Annotated in this window: 16 protein-coding genes; 7 read left to right on the forward strand and 9 right to left on the reverse strand. The window is 51.7% G+C overall.

The features are described 5' to 3' along the window. Window positions 1–1,399: L-glutamate gamma-semialdehyde dehydrogenase (locus NP596_RS14365; RefSeq protein ID WP_256616076.1), on the forward strand; the 1,399-nt coding region annotated here is incomplete at its 5' end. 168 nt (window positions 1,400–1,567) lie between these two features. Here the strand turns inward: NP596_RS14365 and NP596_RS14370 are convergent. The 8 genes from NP596_RS14370 to NP596_RS14405 form a co-directional block, all read right to left on the reverse strand. After that, window positions 1,568–3,112, reverse strand: coding sequence for a non-canonical purine NTP pyrophosphatase (locus NP596_RS14370; RefSeq protein ID WP_256616077.1), 1,545 nt, complete (start codon window positions 3,110–3,112; stop codon window positions 1,568–1,570). Next, entirely contained in the window at window positions 3,105–4,115 is a 1,011-nt protein-coding gene (locus tag NP596_RS14375; RefSeq protein WP_371927956.1) for a beta-ribofuranosylaminobenzene 5'-phosphate synthase family protein, read from the reverse strand. The genes NP596_RS14370 and NP596_RS14375 overlap by 8 nt, the downstream gene beginning before the upstream one ends. Continuing rightward, a complete protein-coding gene (locus NP596_RS14380) occupies window positions 4,070–4,801 on the reverse strand; it encodes a hypothetical protein (RefSeq protein WP_256616078.1) in 732 nt (243 codons plus the stop codon). Before NP596_RS14380 ends, NP596_RS14375 begins: the two co-directional genes overlap by 46 nt. Beyond that, entirely contained in the window at window positions 4,786–5,931 is a 1,146-nt protein-coding gene (locus tag NP596_RS14385) for a DNA adenine methylase (protein ID WP_256616079.1), read from the reverse strand. Before NP596_RS14385 ends, NP596_RS14380 begins: the two co-directional genes overlap by 16 nt. A gap of 86 nt (window positions 5,932–6,017) precedes the next feature. Further along, window positions 6,018–6,290, reverse strand: a complete 273-nt coding sequence (locus NP596_RS14390) for a type II toxin-antitoxin system RelE family toxin (protein WP_256616080.1) — start codon at window positions 6,288–6,290, stop codon at window positions 6,018–6,020. Next, the gene (locus NP596_RS14395) at window positions 6,274–6,501 is read right to left on the reverse strand and encodes a DUF6290 family protein (RefSeq protein ID WP_256616081.1); all 228 of its coding nucleotides are present in this window, start codon (window positions 6,499–6,501) and stop codon (window positions 6,274–6,276) included. The genes NP596_RS14390 and NP596_RS14395 overlap by 17 nt, the downstream gene beginning before the upstream one ends. A gap of 377 nt (window positions 6,502–6,878) precedes the next feature. Continuing rightward, window positions 6,879–7,289 (reverse strand): hypothetical protein, encoded by a 411-nt coding sequence (locus NP596_RS14400; RefSeq protein WP_256616082.1) that lies wholly within the window; start codon window positions 7,287–7,289, stop codon window positions 6,879–6,881. Continuing rightward, complete coding sequence (locus NP596_RS14405; RefSeq protein ID WP_256616083.1) at window positions 7,286–7,912, reverse strand: peptidoglycan recognition protein family protein; 627 nt, start codon at window positions 7,910–7,912, stop codon at window positions 7,286–7,288. Before NP596_RS14405 ends, NP596_RS14400 begins: the two co-directional genes overlap by 4 nt. Before the next feature lie 395 nt (window positions 7,913–8,307). Here NP596_RS14405 and NP596_RS14410 point away from each other — a divergent pair, with 395 nt between their 5' ends. The 4 genes from NP596_RS14410 to NP596_RS14425 all read left to right on the forward strand — a co-directional run bounded on the left by NP596_RS14410 (window position 8,308) and on the right by NP596_RS14425 (window position 13,026). Beyond that, on the forward strand, window positions 8,308–9,780 hold the full coding sequence (locus NP596_RS14410; protein ID WP_256616084.1) for a TrkH family potassium uptake protein: 1,473 nt from the start codon (window positions 8,308–8,310) through the stop codon (window positions 9,778–9,780). Beyond that, a complete protein-coding gene (locus NP596_RS14415) occupies window positions 9,777–10,436 on the forward strand; it encodes a potassium channel family protein (protein ID WP_256616085.1) in 660 nt (219 codons plus the stop codon). The genes NP596_RS14410 and NP596_RS14415 overlap by 4 nt, the downstream gene beginning before the upstream one ends. A 125-nt stretch (window positions 10,437–10,561) precedes the next feature. Further along, on the forward strand, window positions 10,562–12,757 hold the full coding sequence (gene rlmKL, locus NP596_RS14420) for a bifunctional 23S rRNA (guanine(2069)-N(7))-methyltransferase RlmK/23S rRNA (guanine(2445)-N(2))-methyltransferase RlmL (RefSeq protein WP_256616086.1): 2,196 nt from the start codon (window positions 10,562–10,564) through the stop codon (window positions 12,755–12,757). Then, window positions 12,754–13,026, forward strand: a complete 273-nt coding sequence (locus NP596_RS14425; RefSeq protein ID WP_256616087.1) for an acylphosphatase — start codon at window positions 12,754–12,756, stop codon at window positions 13,024–13,026. The genes rlmKL and NP596_RS14425 overlap by 4 nt, the downstream gene beginning before the upstream one ends. 56 nt (window positions 13,027–13,082) lie before the next feature. Here NP596_RS14425 and NP596_RS14430 read toward each other — a convergent pair whose 3' ends face one another. Continuing rightward, window positions 13,083–14,558, reverse strand: a complete 1,476-nt coding sequence (locus tag NP596_RS14430; protein WP_256616088.1) for a VPLPA-CTERM sorting domain-containing protein — start codon at window positions 14,556–14,558, stop codon at window positions 13,083–13,085. A gap of 365 nt (window positions 14,559–14,923) precedes the next feature. On the opposite strand from NP596_RS14430, the gene hemC reads away from it, so the two are divergent. After that, window positions 14,924–15,850, forward strand: coding sequence for a hydroxymethylbilane synthase (gene hemC / locus NP596_RS14435; RefSeq protein WP_256616089.1), 927 nt, complete (start codon window positions 14,924–14,926; stop codon window positions 15,848–15,850). After that, the coding region (locus tag NP596_RS14440; protein WP_256616090.1) for a uroporphyrinogen-III synthase at window positions 15,847–16,239 on the forward strand (393 nt) is incomplete at its 3' end. The genes hemC and NP596_RS14440, both read left to right, overlap by 4 nt.

Here is a 16,239-nt window from a genome sequence, read left to right on the forward strand (position 1 = left end):
CCAAGCCGCTTGCAGCCCGCCCCAGGCAATCGAACTGGCGCTGCAACGAGCCACGCAGGCTTTTGCCGGTTGGCGGCTCTGCCCGGTGCAGACTCGGGCGAATTATTTAATGCAAGCCGCCGAACTGCTGGAGCAACAACGCCTGGAATTGGCCGCGCTTTGCGTGCGTGAAGGCGGCCGCACCGTCAGCGACGCCCTGGCTGAAATTCGCGAGGCAGTGGATTTATGCCGCTATTACGCCGCCGGCGCAATCGAATTGTTCGGCCAAGCACAACAATTACCCGGCCCCACCGGCGAGGAAAATTGCTTATGGCAATACGGCCGCGGTGTATTCGTCTGCATCAGCCCGTGGAATTTTCCGATAGCCATTTTTATCGGCCAAATCGCCGCCGCGCTGGCGGCGGGCAATACGGTCATCGCCAAGCCGGCCTTGCAAACCTCCTTAACCGGCATGGCCTGCGTGCGGCTGTTGCATCGGGCCGGCGTGCCAAGCGATGTGCTGCACTTTTTGCCGGGCGAAGGCGCGAAAATCGGCGGGCAATTGCTCAGCGACAAGCGGGTGGCCGGCGTGGCCTTTACCGGCTCAGGCGCCACCGCGCGCGCCATCAACCTGCAACTTGCGCAACGAGACGGCGCCATTGCGGCGCTGATCGCCGAAACCGGCGGCCAAAACGTCATGCTGGCCGATAGTTCCGCGCACGTCGAACAATTGGTTAGCGATGTCCTGAAATCGGCTTTCAACAGCGCCGGCCAGCGTTGCTCGGCCTGCCGGGTGCTGTTTTTACCGGAGGAAACCGCCGACGCCGTTATCGAACGCTTAATCGGCGCCATGCAGTGGCTAAGACTGGGTTCGCCGCTGGATTTAAGTACAGATATCGGTCCGGTAATCGATCAGGCGGCCTTGGACAAATTAGCCGCGCACGTCGCGTATTTAAAAAACAACGCCAAACGTCTGTATCAATTGCCCCTTCCGGTCGGGCTGGAGAAAGGTCACTATTTTCCGCCCACCCTGGCCGAAATCGCCAGCCTGTCGCAACTGGAACAGGAAGTATTCGGCCCGATTTTGCATGTCGTACGCTATTCGGGTTCGGACTTGTCCGGCGTGATCGAAGCTATCAATGCCACCGGTTACGGCCTGACATTGGGCGTGCACAGCCGTATCAAAGCCACCCTGCAAACCGTGCGGCAACAGGCCCGGGTCGGTAACGTGTATTGCAACCGCAATATGATAGGCGCGGTAGTCGGTGTACAACCCTTCGGCGGCATGGGCCTATCCGGCACCGGCCCGAAAGCCGGCGGCCCGCATTATTTATTGCGTTTTGCGGTGGAACAAACGGTCACCAGCAATTTGACAGCCATAGGCGGCAATCCGTGGTTATTGGCGAAGCAAGGCTTTTGAAAGGCATTAACTGTTTAAGCAATTTATTTATAACAACCGGAAAAATAAATAAGCTGCCCTTTAATATCTAGCTGCGATTTACCCTAACGGGAATAAAAGCTTGGCAACCTTACGTTTCGATATCTGCATTTCTATGATTACGCTTCGCTAGTCGAGCGGCTTAAGTCGTCACAACAATTTCGCCTTCCCGATCCCCGTATTGGACAAGCGGTATTTGCGTTTGCCGTCGATTAGTTTTATTTCGTAATACGGATAAAGACGTTGGTTGAAATAACGGCTAACGTTGTTTTTGCTGCGCTGCCGATCTATGGGTTGGTCGCGGTTTATCAGGTGGGCGATTTCGGTGGTTGTGAAATAAGACCGGCTAGGGTATTCCGCCAATAATGCTTTCAGAATCAGTTTTTCGAGTTCCCCAGCGTTCAATGGATGCATTGGATTGTCTTTCGGATACGGCCAATCCTGAAGATGCCGATCCGCAAATGCATTGAAGAATTGTTCTTTGCTGCCTTCATTTTTAAACAAGTTCGACTGCAAAATCTGGGCTAAATCGTCAAGCCCCATCGCCAACTGTTGCAAATCCCGCTTATCGAAGCGTTCTCTAGTCTCTGGTGATGCCTCACGCCCCCGAAGCAACGAACGTTCAAACCGAATCGAAGGCTGAGCGTCGATATATACCGGCACAATTGGTTGGTGGCCGGCATAGTGTTCTTGAAGCCAGGTCAATTCCTCTGGCGAGCGGAAGCCGGTAACCACGGCAGCTAGCGGCTGACTGGATTTGATATCTTCCAATACTTGTTCGGCGACGATTTCAGGCTGATCTTTCAAGGCTTGCTCGGCAAAATCGCCGATAGGCACCGTCGAACTAACGCCGTGGCGCTGGTAATAGCTGCGGTACATGAAATCGCTGGCTTCGATGTGGTAATAACCGTAGCTATCGGCCAAATACTCGGCCAACCTGGTCTTGCCCGCGCAAGAAGGGCCGCAAATGACGAATAACGGTGCTGCGGCCTCTAGCTGGTATTGTTTAGGTGCCGTATGGCGTTTTTGGATTTCGCCCCAGCTTTCCAAAGAACCGAGCATTTCCCGGAAGGCGCCAGCGCGAAAATCGTGCTTATCGGCTTCCTCGATAGGCAACAAACTGATCGGGTCTTGGCAGTTCTCCGGCACGAACCATTTGTTGAACGTTTTGTTATCCAGCCACGGATAAAGCAGATTGGTTTCAAAATCGCGTTCATGGTCGACAACGTTGCCAAAACTGAAACTGGTAAATATCCGGTAGCTATCGTTCGAATGTTTCGACCGCAATTCCGGCGGCAAATGCAAAACCAAATCGGAACGCACCCGGCAACGCCGGTCGTTACCGATATTCCGTAAGGCTTCGTCCAGCTGGGCAAATTGGGTTTCCTTCATCCAGTATTTGACGTCCAAGCCGGGCATTTCCCGCTCTTTGCTCAATGCCTCAATGATGACTGAAGTGTCCTCGAGAAAAAACAGTTTCTGCTCGTTCTCAGAGACGAAACGTTTCCAGCGTTGCAAGGCGTCTTGATAACTGCGCTCGATCAATTCCGCGCGGTCGTAGATGCGCGGCTCTTCGTAATTGGCGCCGAAAGTCTTCTCGCGAAATCCGACGATGCGCACGGCGTAATCGCGGCATAGATAACGGGCGTGCGCCAGTTTGATCGGGCTGGAAGTGAAAAAAACGATTTCAACCATAAACGATTTCCCGGCCTAGATTGTCCGGACGCGTGACCAGCCAATCGCAATCCGGCCGCGACTGGCGCATTGCGGCAACGACGCTGTTCACATCGTCGGCCAGAAAAAATAAACTCGGTCCCAGGCTGGACATACCGACCGCATCGGCACCGGCGGCATAGATGGCCTGTTCGAGTTCCAATAAAGCTTTACCGTATTCCCGGCGTTCCGCCAGTTTCCAGGCGCAGTTTTGCACGGATTTCAAGGCAGCACAGAACGCCGAACGGTCAGCTTCGCGCAATGCGGCGTATAAGCCGAACAGCGTGTGGTAAACCGTTTCGTAAACTTTGTCGGCCGGTAACGGGCAAGTACGCCGGAAAAAGTCGCGTTCCTCGGCTTGGGTTTTATGCGCAATCGCCGCCGGCATGCAGATGCCGAATTCCCAATCCGGCATCGGGCCTTGGTCGAGCAATAACGGTGCGGGTTTGCTGCCGTTCAGATGCGACGGCGAGAACGGACTGCCATCGACCTTGCGGCCCAGGTCGAACACATAACCGCCAGAAAAGTAGCTATGGATGCCGACGCCCGACGTGCCGCCTCGTCCGGATGCAGCCACCAGTTCGGCTGGCGATATTTCGGAGCCGTTGAGAATATGCAAAGCTTCCAAGCAAGCGAGGGTTACGGCGGTGCCGGAACCGAAGCCGGCATGGGGACGCATGTTGCCTGAGATGGAGACTTCCAACGATCCCTCAAAACCATAACTGATTTGTTTAGATCGAAGAAAAGTCAGCAACTGATCAGTTTCTTTGGCGCTGGATGGAAATTTTCTATTATCGTAAATAAAGAAATTCTTCGATTTTGAAAAACTTATTTCGCAATTGGGACTATCCACTGAATAACCCATGCCACCATTAATGCGAAAAATGTTTTCATGCATCGAAAGGAGTGTTAAATGGATTCTGGGTTTGCTTATAATTTTTAACTCCGTGCAATGTCGTTTTCCTGTTTCCACCATGATTTCCATTCGTTATTAAAATAAGTTATATAATTTTCTGCAATTTCGCTATTGTTTAACAAATGTATTGCAGGTGTGTGCTCGCTACTTAGTCCCGGAAACATCGGGCCGACAATACTTTCTCTATCAACGATAACAATACTATGCGTTGGCTCATGATCATAATATGCATACTTGAATTTTCCCTTAAATTTTTCTGATAATTCTTTTAGTTGAGATTCTGCTATCTCAGCTTTGCGCTTATCATTTCCAGCCAAACGTTTCGGATCGGTTACAAGTATTTTGACTTCGACTCCCTTGCACAATGCTAATAACAATACATTTGCGCCTTCTTCGGAGTCCTCTTCGTTGGCAAAATGATGCAAAAATCTTTGGGCGGTTACTCCAAGTACGCATATTTTTTTTCTTGAGTTCGAAAGCAATGATTTGTAATAACTTCTGTTATTTCGTCTGGGTAAAATTTCTATTATTTTGTAATTGTCATATTTATCTAGCTTTTGCAGTGCTTTCAATGATAATAAGGTTTGAAATAAGGCAACAATGAAGCCGGCTAACAAGCCAGATATAACTGCAAGTAGCTTTTCATTTGCAACATATAAATATACTGCAAAAAGAATTACAATAATTGCGCCTAAAACAGAAAATACAATAAGCGAGTTTTTTATCTTAGTTTGACCTTTTAAAAGTTCATCCATTTGTTGCTCCCAATAAATATTAATTCTGTTTTGTTTTCTTTTGCCAATGCGTGGCAAAAATCTTTTTTAATTACTTTTGTGCGTGAAAAATTACATTTAAAATAGTCGGTAATTTCATCTGCTTGTGGATAGGAGTTTTCTAGGTAAGACAGAACGACTACAGCGCTTTTATGTGTGTTTATTAAATCGAATAGCCGTTCTTTAAAGCGGGATTTTTCGTTCCATTCTTTAATACATTTAATCGAAGTGTGACTTTTAATAATGGATTCTTGGTCTAATTTTTCTTTCCAGTTATTATATTCAGATAATCCTTCTAAAAAATGATACTTCTTTAAATAGTCATCAGTAGTTTTTGATGATGGAATATAAGGAGGATCTATATAAATTAAATCGAACTTCGAAGTCAATTCTGACACGTCACTAGGCGGTAAAACTGTGGTAATATTATTTCGATTTATAATGATTTTTGATAGCTCACATAAGTGCTGCTTCATTAGGTCAACAAAACTACGTTCCCAAGTTGAAAAATTCCCAAATGAGCGCTTAACGTCTTTGTTTAATCTCAAGTTTAAATTGGCTCGATGAAAAAGATTAAATGGCCGCTTCTTTAGACAAGCTTGAAATAGACAATAGAAGTAAGCACTACGCTGAAGTGGATTTTCTATGGCATGAATTGCTTTCGCTGCACCATCCAACCATCGGTTTTCTTCGTCTGTGTAATACATATTGGCGAATGTTTCTGCAATAAATCCATTTTCAGGTTTTATACTTTCTATAAATTGATAAGCGTCGTTAATGTCGGAAAAAGGGAATTCGTCGGCCAATAAAGCGTGTGCCGAAATAGTGTTGCTTAGCAGAGCGTCATGATAATAAACCTTCTTGCCCATCGCTTTAAACAACAGCGAAACGCTTGCCGTTCCGCCAAAACCATCCAATACCGTGTCGAAAGGTAAATCCTTAACTGCATGATATATCCAGCTCAACAACCGGCGTTTACTACCGTAATATCTTGTTTTTGGAAATTTTGAGATTGCCAATTCAATTTCGGCATCGCTGAACGCCCTGGAATTCTGTATGCTCCAGTCGGATGCGCCGTTGATTGATTCTGAGGGTAGATAATCGAAAGTCATGCGGAAATTTTAACAAGAGAGCTGCGTAAACTGAACATAGTTGAAAATGGATTCGAAGTAAGGTATTGGGGTTAGATTATTGGCAATTAATGCTTGTCCCGATAAATGTCTTTTCGATGCCCCAATTCGACGACCAAAACGATTAATTCGTCGTCTTGAATCTGGCAAATCAATCGGTAATCGCCGACCCGATATCGCCAGTATGCGGACAATTTGCCTTGCAAGGCTTTGCCGTTAATGCGCGGATTGTCTTGCTCGGCTAACTGAGCGAGAAAGGCTTTGATTCTGTCGCGTACAGGTTTGTCCAGCTTGTTGATGGCTTTGGCGGCGCCAGTTTTAAGCCTAATGCTCCATGGCATTGAGTTGTTGCTCCCATTCCGCCAAGCTGATCGTATCGTCCTTGCCGCTCAATAATTCTGCTAACGCCGTATCGGCGGCGGCCACATCTGCCAAGTCTTCGAGATAATCGCTGAGTAGATGTTTGATCAGTTGCGCGGGGCTGACGTGTTCTTGCTCGGATAATTGGCGGAGCAGGCTCGCGGTGTCGTCGTCGATATCTAGTGTCATCATGCTGCTGCCTCTAATGCGATTTTAGACGCGTAGTCTCGTTGTTTAGGCCGGTTAGGCTAGGTAAACCGGCAAACGTATATTCTAAAAAGAGTGGCCCTTTTTAGGTTTGTAGTGATTCTAGCATGGGTTCCACTTATCAATACTCGCTTCGCAGTTTAGAGCTGGCATTTGTATTCAGCGTCCGCTGGAATCCCACGCCGGCTAGCCTGCATGCTGCGCAACATCACAGGGAAAAGTTTTGCAATCGAGCACTGACGGCTAATGAGTCCGCTGCTGCCAACATCCCGGCAATATGGCGTTCTGATTTTGGCCGAGTTTGCCGAACAAATTGGTAGCAAGCGGAAATTTGTATCGAAATTTTCAAACTGCCATTACTATCACTGCGCTGACAGCCCAACCCCAGACAACACGGCATCGCACTGGTCGCAACCGAGTAATTCGGCTTCTCCATCCGGAGAAACGATGCGCGCGGTTCCGCCCGCCCGAATCTCCCATAGCCATATGCCAGCGCTTGACCGGGCCGTCCCCCGCACCCAACAAGGCAGGTGGTCGAAGCGCTGATATAGCTGCTGAGCTTCCATTAATTTCGCGCGGGCAAAAAACCATTCCGCCTGTTCCGGCGTCAGGTTGAAATCTTTACAGAATTCGCCGCCTTCTTCCTGGCCGTTGGCCAATATTTGATAATCGGCTAATTGCACCGAATCAGTAGTTATTGCCTGTTGCCCGCATCCCGCGGCGCTGATTAACGCAGCGGCAACCATATGTTTCGAAAAACGCCGCGTAGTCATGGTTTTTTCCATTCCGCGCTACTGCCTTCACTCGGCTGTTTATAGCCGATTTTACCGTGCGCATATACGTCGTCATCCGCTAGCGAAAACTTGGCTTCCAATACTTCAACCAGCCAGCTAAGCGAATTATTTTGCTCCTTATTCACGCTGTCGTACTTTTGCGCTTTCGCGTCGAATGCCCCGACAATTTCTATCCCTATGGAATCTTCGTTGGTCGGATAACGCTCAGGATAGCTTTTGGCGGTTTCTCGCTGACTTACATTGCGAATGCGGGCGCTGTATGACTCTCCTTTTTTAAAAAGCAGCGCATTCAGTTCTTTTAATTCGTCAGGCGTGCAGGTTTTCATTTCCTGGCAACGGGAGCGAATGTTGCCAACATGCCAACATTTTTGATCTATTCGCGCAGTTTGGTAAATCGTACCGTCCTTGTCGATCAAAAAATGCGCCCCGTTGTTGCCCGCATTGTAACTGCTGAAAGACGAACCGGCCGTCGCTGCGCCGGTTTGATGTACGACAATGGCATGCACTTCTTTAAGCGTTCCTTTTTCGATCCCGCTAACCACCTTATCCGTAACGTTCTTGTGCACCAGCTTACCGCTTGACCAAACCACTTCGTCGGCCATCACTAACCTCCACCTAAATCTATATGCATTGAAAGATAAATTTCTCCGACTCGCTGCCGAAACCATTATTGCTTTGGTAACCGCAGACCGGGACACAATCTGGCTGTTAAACCCGGTTATCATTGACAAGTGTGATATATGATCACTGATTACAACACTCTAGGCAACAAGCTCCGCCAACCGCATCAACTTAGCTTTGTCTGCATCAGGGGCCTAGCCGCACTTCGTTTGATTGGACGCTACAACACCAATAAACTAATGCGGGTAAAATTCGCAACGCCGTTCGGGCCGGTTTTCTCTACCCATACCGCATTGCTGCTTGTTATCCTAAAGGCCGCGGCAAAAAATTAATGCTACATTACCCGCCATTTATCACTCAGTGACAAACCACCCGCATGAGTTCTTCCGATGTTTCCAGAGCTTTGGCCCAACCGGTGCGTTACCGGGTTTTGGCGCGTTATCTGGCCAGCATCGGCTTGGTGGTGGCCGTGTTGCGGCTGCCGCCTATATTGCTGTCCTGGGCCTGCGGCGACTGGCATTTCATGGCGGGCCAGGTTTTGGTTTCCGCGGGGTTGCTGCTGATTTGCCTGCCGGTGACGCGGATTTGGGTGCCGGAAGGCATCCGAGACAATGAAGTGATGGTGATCACCAGCCTGTCCTTTGCCTTGACGGCCCTGCTGGAAGCGCTGCCATTTGTCGGCGGAGGGCTGGCGGGTATCGACGCCCTGTTCGAGACGGTATCCGGCGTCACCACCACCGGCTTGAGCACCTTGACCGGCCTGCAACACTATTCCGCCGCACTGTTGTTTAGCCGGGCCTGGATGCAATGGTACGGCGGCTTGGGGGTCGTGGCTTTTTCCATTGCCCTATTGTTTCTGGACCGCGGCATGGCGGCGCGCCGGCTGGCCATGGGCGATATTACCGACAGCCGGGATATACTGGGTAACGCCCGCGGCCATGCGCTGAAACTGCTGTATATATACGCTACCTTGACCGCCATTTCGATTGCGGCCCTGTGGCTGGCCGGACTCGGCCCGTTAAGCGCCGTCACCCATGCCTTGAGCGGCATATCCACCGGCGGCTTTTCCATTTACGATAACAGCCTGGCCGCTATCGATAACCCATGGCTGCAGGTATTAGTGTCTGCCATTGGCTTATTGGGCGCGGTGGCGCTGCCGCTGTACTACCATGTATTCAAACGCGGGATTCGCGAACTGGCCGCCGACTCCGAAGCGCTGGCGCTACCGGTCGTCAGTTTATGTGTGGTTGGCGTGCTGTTTCTGTGCATCAATGCCGATGTCGGCAATGTCTGGTCTAGTTTGAAACAAGCCATGGTGATGGGGATTTCGGCCCAAACCACCACCGGCTTTGCCAACGCCGACATTGCCCCCATGAATGCCGGCGCCAAATTGACCTTGATAACGTCCATGGTAATAGGCGGTTCCATGGGCTCCACTGCCGGCGGCATCAAAATTCTGCGATTTTTGATCGTATTGCGTTTGATTCAACTGTTCATTGTCCGCACTGCCCTGCCGGCGCATGCGGTGCTGGAACGCCGACTATGCGGAAGCAAGTTGGAAGCGGACGAGATCGAGCGGGTATTGATGCTGATCATGATTTTTATGGGTACGGTGCTGCTGTCCTGGTTCGCTTTTTTAGTGATGGGCTACGACCCGCTGGACGCCCTGCTGGAAGTGGTATCCGCCTGTTCGACCACCGGCTTGTCGTCCGGCATCACCCGTACCGCGCTGGAACCCGCTCTAAAAGCGGTCTTGATTATCGACATGCTGTTGGGGCGGGTAGAGTTTTTAGCCATGCTGGTATTCTTGTATCCGCGCACCTGGATCAAAATAGGGAGTAAAACTTGAAAATCGTCTTTATCGGCGCCTCGTCGCTGGCCATCGCCACGGCGCAACAATTATTGCGGGCCGGACACGAAGTCATCATCATAGAAAATGACAAAACCGTCATCGATAAACTGATGCCGCGAATCGACTGCGTGTTTTTGCACGGCAACGGCAGTAAGCCGGCAATTCTGAAGGAAACCGACCCCGCCACCATCGATGTACTGTTTTGCCTAACCAAAAGCGACGAAGCCAACATTATTGCCAGCCTGGTGGCGCGCTCCCTGGGCGTTAAACGGGTGATTACCCGAGTCGAAGACCCCGAATTCGAGCATATCTGCGTCGGGTTGGGTTTAACCGATACCATCATCCCCACCTTGACCCACGCCCGCTATCTGGCCAATATCGCCGCAGGCCGAGATGTTTTGGAGTTGTCCGCCGTTTTTCGCGGCAATGTAAAATTGTTCAGTTTTATCGCCACGGAAAACGAAGCAGGACCCGTCAGCGACCTGGATTTACCCAAACATACCCGAATCATATTCTGCTACCGGGACAACCAGTTTTTGCCCCTGGATCACGACACTAAAATCGAACCGGCCGACGAACTGGTGCTGGTTACCACCGTGGCCGATTACGAAAAATTGCATGCCAAGTGGGGTAACGGCACGGATATGAGCTAAGTGCACGCTCGCCTTTAATGTCGCCATCATCCAGTAGCCGGGGCTTGCGCGCCAAATCACAAAATTTCCGCGCAAGCCGCTTGATGTTGTTATCCTTATCGACTGCTTAATTTTCAGTCGACCTCATGAGCCAATATCAACTGTTCGCCACCACCCCTAAAGCCATGGAAGGGATACTCGCCGCCGAAATCGAAGCCCTGGGCGGGCAGCAGGTGCAGCAAAAAATGGCCGGCGTGGCGTTTCAAGGCGATTTGGCCATGGCTTATAAAGCCTGTTTGTGGTCGCGCACCGCCAACCGGATTTTGCTGTTGCTGGGCAGCTTCGAGGTTAAATCGCAACAGGATTTATACGACGGCGTCAAACGTATCAACTGGTTCGAACACATGAAACCGGACGACAGCCTGGCAGTGTCGTTCAGCAGCAAAAATAATCCGGCCATCAACAACACCCACTTCGGCGCACTGAAAGTCAAGGACGCCATCGTCGACCAGATGCGGGCCAAATTTGAAAAACGCCCGAATATCGACACCGAACGGCCCAGTATTCGCGTCAATGTCTATCTGCATAACGAGACCGCCCAGCTGAGCCTGGATTTGTCCGGCGAGAGTCTGCACAAGCGCGGCTACCGGGATGTCAGCATTGCCGCGCCGATCAAGGAAAATCTGGCCGCCGCCATTTTATTGCGGGCAGGCTGGCCGAAAATCGCCGCGGCCGGCGGCTCGTTATTGGACCCGATGTGCGGCTCCGGCACCATGCTATTGGAAGGCGCCATGATCGCCGCCGATTATGCGCCCGGTTTGCTGCGGGGTTACTATGGCTTTTTGGGCTGGAAAAAGCACGACGCCGAGCTGTGGCAAAGCCTGTTGGACGATGCCAATCAGCGCCGCGATGCGGGCCTGAATAAAATGCCGGTGATTGTCGGTTTCGATCAGGACCGGCGCACCGTGGCGACCGCCTTGCAACACGTGGAAAACGCCGGTTTGCAAGGCAAAATTCATATCGAAAAACGCGACATCGACGATGCCTCGGCCGCGGAAAGCTGGCCCAAAGGTTTGATCGCCTGCAACCCCCCGTACGGCGAGCGGTTGGGCGAAGAGGCCGAAACGGCCGAGCTGTACCGGCGCTTCGGCGAAGTGCTGAAAAGCCGCTTCGGCGGCTGGCAGGCGGCGATGATTATCAGCAACCCGGAGCTGGGCTTCAGGCTGGGCCTGCGTTCGCAAAAACCCATCACCCTGTTTAACGGTGCGCTGGAGTGTAAATTGCTGCGCTTCAATATCGAGGAAAAAAGCTTTTTCGAGCCGAAAGCCAAATCCCAGCAGGAGCGGATAGAACAAATCGGCCGCCGTACCGAAAGGGAACAGCCGGACAACCAGGCTGAAATGTTCGGCAACCGGCTACGCAAGAATCTGAAAAAATTAGCGAAATGGGCCAAGCAAAATCAAATTCATTGCTACCGTTTGTACGACGCCGATTTACCGGAATACGCGGTAGCGGTGGATGTCTATCAGGGCGAGCAAACCTGGGTCAACGTGCAGGAATACGAATCGCCGAAAACCATCGATCCCGCCAAAGCCAACCAACGGCTGGCCGGGGCGATGGTGGAAATACCCAAAGTGCTGGGCATTCCCAAACAACAGGTGTTCTTAAAAATCCGCCGCAAGCAGAAAAATACCGATCAATACGAAAAACAGGGCGATTCCGGCCGCTTTCATGTGGTTGAAGAAGGCGGTTGCAAATTCTGGGTGAATTTTGAGGATTATCTGGATACCGGTCTTTTCTTGGATCACCGGCCGATACGCATGCTGATTCAGCAGCAAGCCAAGGGCAAGCGGTTTCTGAATCTGTTTGCCTATACCGGCAGCGCCAGCGTGCATGCGGCCTTAGGCGGCGCCGTTTCCAGCGTCACGGTGGACATGTCCAATACTTACCTGGACTGGGCCAAACGCAATTTCGACTTAAACGGCATCCGCGGCGACCACAAACTACTGCGCGCCAATTGCCTGACCTGGCTGGCCGAGCAGGCCGCCGCCAAACCGGCCGCGCAGTTCGATTTGATTTTTCTGGATCCGCCGACCTTTTCCAACTCCAAGAAAATGGACGACGCCTTCGATGTGCAAAACGACCACGTGCCATTATTAAAAAATACCGCCGCTTTACTGGCGCCCGGCGGCGCATTGTACTTTTCCACCAATTTTCGCCGTTTTAAAATGGATACCGCAGCGTTGGCGGACCTGCATATCGAGGATATTAGCGCATCGACTATCCCCGAGGATTTCGCCCGCGACCAGAAAATTCATTATTGTTGGAGAATCAGCCGATGAGCGAATGTTTGCATATCATCGTCAAGGGCCGGGTACAGGGCGTGTATTTTCGCGCCTATACCCAAAAGCAGGCGGTTAAACTCAATGTAAACGGCTATGTCCGTAATCTGAGCAACGGCGATGTGGAAATTGTCGCCCGCGGCGAACATGCGGCGCTGCAACAGCTGGTGGCATGGTGCCATAAAGGCCCGTTATTGGCCAAAGTGAGCGCCGTGATCGTCAACGATCACGGCGGACATGAAGCCTTCGCGGAGTTTGAAATTCGCTAGATAGCGCCGAACGGCATCCCGGCCCCATTGGCGAAACCGGGATTGTTGCAGCAAGCCTATGAAACCCGCCTACGCTTTGATACACCGGCCATTGCCGCGCAGCCGCCAAGCATCATCCAAAACGCCGATGGTAGCGGCGCAGCAGCCAGCGTGAACGCGCTACCCTGAACTTTCTCAAACCCGTTCAAGGCGAATCGATTGTTGAAAATACCGATATCGAATAGCGGCAGCGTTTGGTCGTTCGAATACGCCGGATTGCTCGGCCTGTCGTAGCCGCCGGAGGCGAACCCGAAATCGTAATTGGCGCTAATGTAAAAATCCAACATATCCACGCCGAATATTGCATCGAAAACCAATTTCGAATCGTTGGCAAATGTAGCGTCGACCCAGTAGGTAGGCGTGACTTCGACCAAGTCGGATAATAAGGTAATGGCCGGCAGATCGTTCAGTAAACCGGAAAACGATTGGGTTTGACCGATGCCTTCCAACTCAACCCAGTCGGAAAAAATCAAATCCACCATCAAATTCGACTGCAGAGAAAAGTCTTGCTGTAGGCCCATTTGCAAACCGGCGGTGATGTCGATCAATTCATAGCCCATCTCGAAATCGACAATTCCCCAATCGAAACCCACGCCCGTGCCTAATGCCGGATTTCCCGCCAATATCAGCTGATCCACGTCCATTTCGGCCGTCAATAACGTGCCGGTATCGGAACCGTGCAACGAACCGCCGCTTACCACGCCGTTGGCGTTGACGCTCCAATCCGGCCCTATGCCGATAGTCGTGGCGCCCACACTGTACTCCAGCCCCCGATCGATACCCAAAACCCGGAAAATCCCCGAATTATTGCGATTGAATGACGCAATTTCCGGCGTGTAATCGATATTGACCAGGGTTTTATAAGGGGCATTCGTGGTGTTATTGTCCGTATAGCCTTTGTTGCCCATGCGGTAATCGTGGTCCGCCAGTATGCTGGGCTGAACTACATCGAAGCGGGCGTAAGCGCCGGCATAATAATCCAGCACGCCGTCTATCCAGGCCGAGGCATTCGGGCTTTGGGTATTGAACGTAGAAGAACCCAACAGATTGGCGTTGCCGAGCAGGTTAAACTGCTGCCCTTTAACGATCGTATCCGGGGCTGAAAAGCTGGCGCTATAGTTTAGCGCGGCATTAACCGAGCCGCCGTCGACCTTTGCACCAACGTTGATGCCCGTGCGTAAATCGGTTGAAAACAAAAAATAAGGATCGACGCTATAACCGCTGCGGGAAAATTGACCGGGGTTAACCGTCAAACTTCGCGAGCCGGTGTCGATACCTATGAATTTGTTGTAATTGAACAAAAATGCATCGCCGTCGCTCCAGATACTTTGCGGCGTCTGTGTGGAAAAATTTAACGCTCCGGCGCTGAATTCCAAGGCCCGAGCGTTGTTGGAAAATAAAACGACAGGTATTGCCAAACACGATAAGGTAAGTATTCGGCGCAAATAACGCGACCACAGGATTACTGAAGTCCTTTCGGCGACCATCTTCATATTTCCCCTCCCGGTTTCAAGGGATTAATCCGCTAAAAAGTTTCGACTCCGTCACAAAAATAACACCCGCCTTACGGCGCGGTCAAGCAAAATCCTACCAGTTTTCCTGCCTCGAGCGCCCGAGTAATGTTGACAGCCCAAGGCCTTTGACGATTTCCGCAATCGCATCCGACCTAACGAAAAATGAAGCCAAGATCTCCAAAGGCTGGCAATAGGTTAAGCGTTTAGGCGCTCATACATTTTAAAGAATTAAGTTCTGAAGAATTTCCGCTTCGAATCGGATTACAATAGGCGCATTACATAATTATAAATCGCGACGATGTTCAATCACGGATTATCCGTCGTCTCTATCGGCAGGCACTATTTTGGCAGATAAAACAATTCGTATCGCCACCCGGCAAAGCCCGCTCGCGCTATGGCAGGCGGAGCATGTCGCGGCAAGACTGGAACAGGCCTTTCCCGGCTTGAAAACCGAACTGGTGAAAATGGTCACCCGCGGCGACAAGATATTGGATGCGCCGCTGGCCAAGGTCGGCGGCAAGGGCCTATTCGTCAAGGAACTGGAGCAAGGCATGCTGGAAGGCACGGCGGATATTGCCGTTCATTCCATGAAAGACGTGCCGGTGGAATTTCCGGACGGCCTGCATTTAGCGGTGATCATGGAGCGGGAAGACCCGACCGACGCCTTTGTTTCCAACCGTTACGCCAGCTTGGCCGAATTGCCGGCCGACGCCCGCATCGGCACCTCCAGCCTGCGCCGCCAATGCCAGATTAAGGAAAAGTTTCCGCGGGCGGAAATTTTGAGCCTGCGCGGTAACGTCAACACGCGGCTGGCCAAACTGGATGCCGGCGAGTACGACGCCATTATTTTGGCCTCCGCCGGTTTGAAACGGTTGGGAATGGGCGAACGTATCACGGCCCGGTTAACCCCGGAAGAAAGCCTGCCGGCCATGGGCCAAGGCGCGATCGGCATCGAATGCCGCATCGACGATACCGGCATACACGATTATTTAAAGGTATTGCACGACGAAGCCACCAGCATACGCGTCAGCGCGGAACGAGCCATGAACGCCCGCTTGAACGGCGGTTGCCAGGTGCCGATTGCCGGTTTTGCCGAAATCCGCGCCGAGAAACTGTTCATGCGCGGACTGGTCGGCCACCCGGACGGCAGCGTATTGTATCGCGCCGAAGCGGAACGCCCGCTGGCCGAGGCGGAACGCTTGGGTATCGCTATTGCCGATGACTTATTGGCGCAAGGCGCGGATAAAATATTGCGAGAGTTGTACCAATGACACCCGGCCTGCGCGGCGCGACGGTATTAGTCACGCGGCCGGCCGGCCAGGCCGAGGCGCTGTGCCGGCTGATAACGCAAGCGGATGGGCGGGCTTTACGCTTTCCAACCATAGAAATTCAACCGGCCGGAGTCGATGACGCAACGCTTGAAAACGCCCTGGCCTGCGATTGGCTGATTTTTACCAGCAGCAATGCGGTGGATTTTGCACTAAGGGCGTTCGGTGGCAAAATGGCGGAATCTCCGGCTGTAAAATTTGCGGCGGTCGGACAAGCGACGGCGGCAGCCTTGCGCAACGCCGGACTACAAGTCGCCTGCGTACCGGAAACGGACTTTAGCAGCGAGGGCCTATTGGCCCAAGCGGCCATGCAACAGGTTGCCGGCCGGCGC

This window comes from Methylomonas rivi, assembly GCF_024505165.1.
GTDB lineage: Bacteria > Pseudomonadota > Gammaproteobacteria > Methylococcales > Methylomonadaceae > Methylomonas > Methylomonas rivi.

Coding starts and splice junctions, on each gene's coding strand:
- NP596_RS14370 (WP_256616077.1), bottom strand. CDS start 3,112: ATGGTTGAAATCGTTTTTTTCACTTCCAGCCCGATCAAACTGGCGCAC.
- NP596_RS14375 (WP_371927956.1), bottom strand. CDS start 4,115: ATGGAAATCATGGTGGAAACAGGAAAACGACATTGCACGGAGTTAAAA.
- NP596_RS14380 (WP_256616078.1), bottom strand. CDS start 4,801: ATGGATGAACTTTTAAAAGGTCAAACTAAGATAAAAAACTCGCTTATT.
- NP596_RS14385 (WP_256616079.1), bottom strand. CDS start 5,931: ATGACTTTCGATTATCTACCCTCAGAATCAATCAACGGCGCATCCGAC.
- NP596_RS14390 (WP_256616080.1), bottom strand. CDS start 6,290: ATGCCATGGAGCATTAGGCTTAAAACTGGCGCCGCCAAAGCCATCAAC.
- NP596_RS14395 (WP_256616081.1), bottom strand. CDS start 6,501: ATGATGACACTAGATATCGACGACGACACCGCGAGCCTGCTCCGCCAA.
- NP596_RS14400 (WP_256616082.1), bottom strand. CDS start 7,289: ATGACTACGCGGCGTTTTTCGAAACATATGGTTGCCGCTGCGTTAATC.
- NP596_RS14405 (WP_256616083.1), bottom strand. CDS start 7,912: ATGGCCGACGAAGTGGTTTGGTCAAGCGGTAAGCTGGTGCACAAGAAC.
- NP596_RS14410 (WP_256616084.1), top strand. CDS start 8,308: ATGAGTTCTTCCGATGTTTCCAGAGCTTTGGCCCAACCGGTGCGTTAC.
- rlmKL (WP_256616086.1), top strand. CDS start 10,562: ATGAGCCAATATCAACTGTTCGCCACCACCCCTAAAGCCATGGAAGGG.
- NP596_RS14425 (WP_256616087.1), top strand. CDS start 12,754: ATGAGCGAATGTTTGCATATCATCGTCAAGGGCCGGGTACAGGGCGTG.
- NP596_RS14430 (WP_256616088.1), bottom strand. CDS start 14,558: ATGAAGATGGTCGCCGAAAGGACTTCAGTAATCCTGTGGTCGCGTTAT.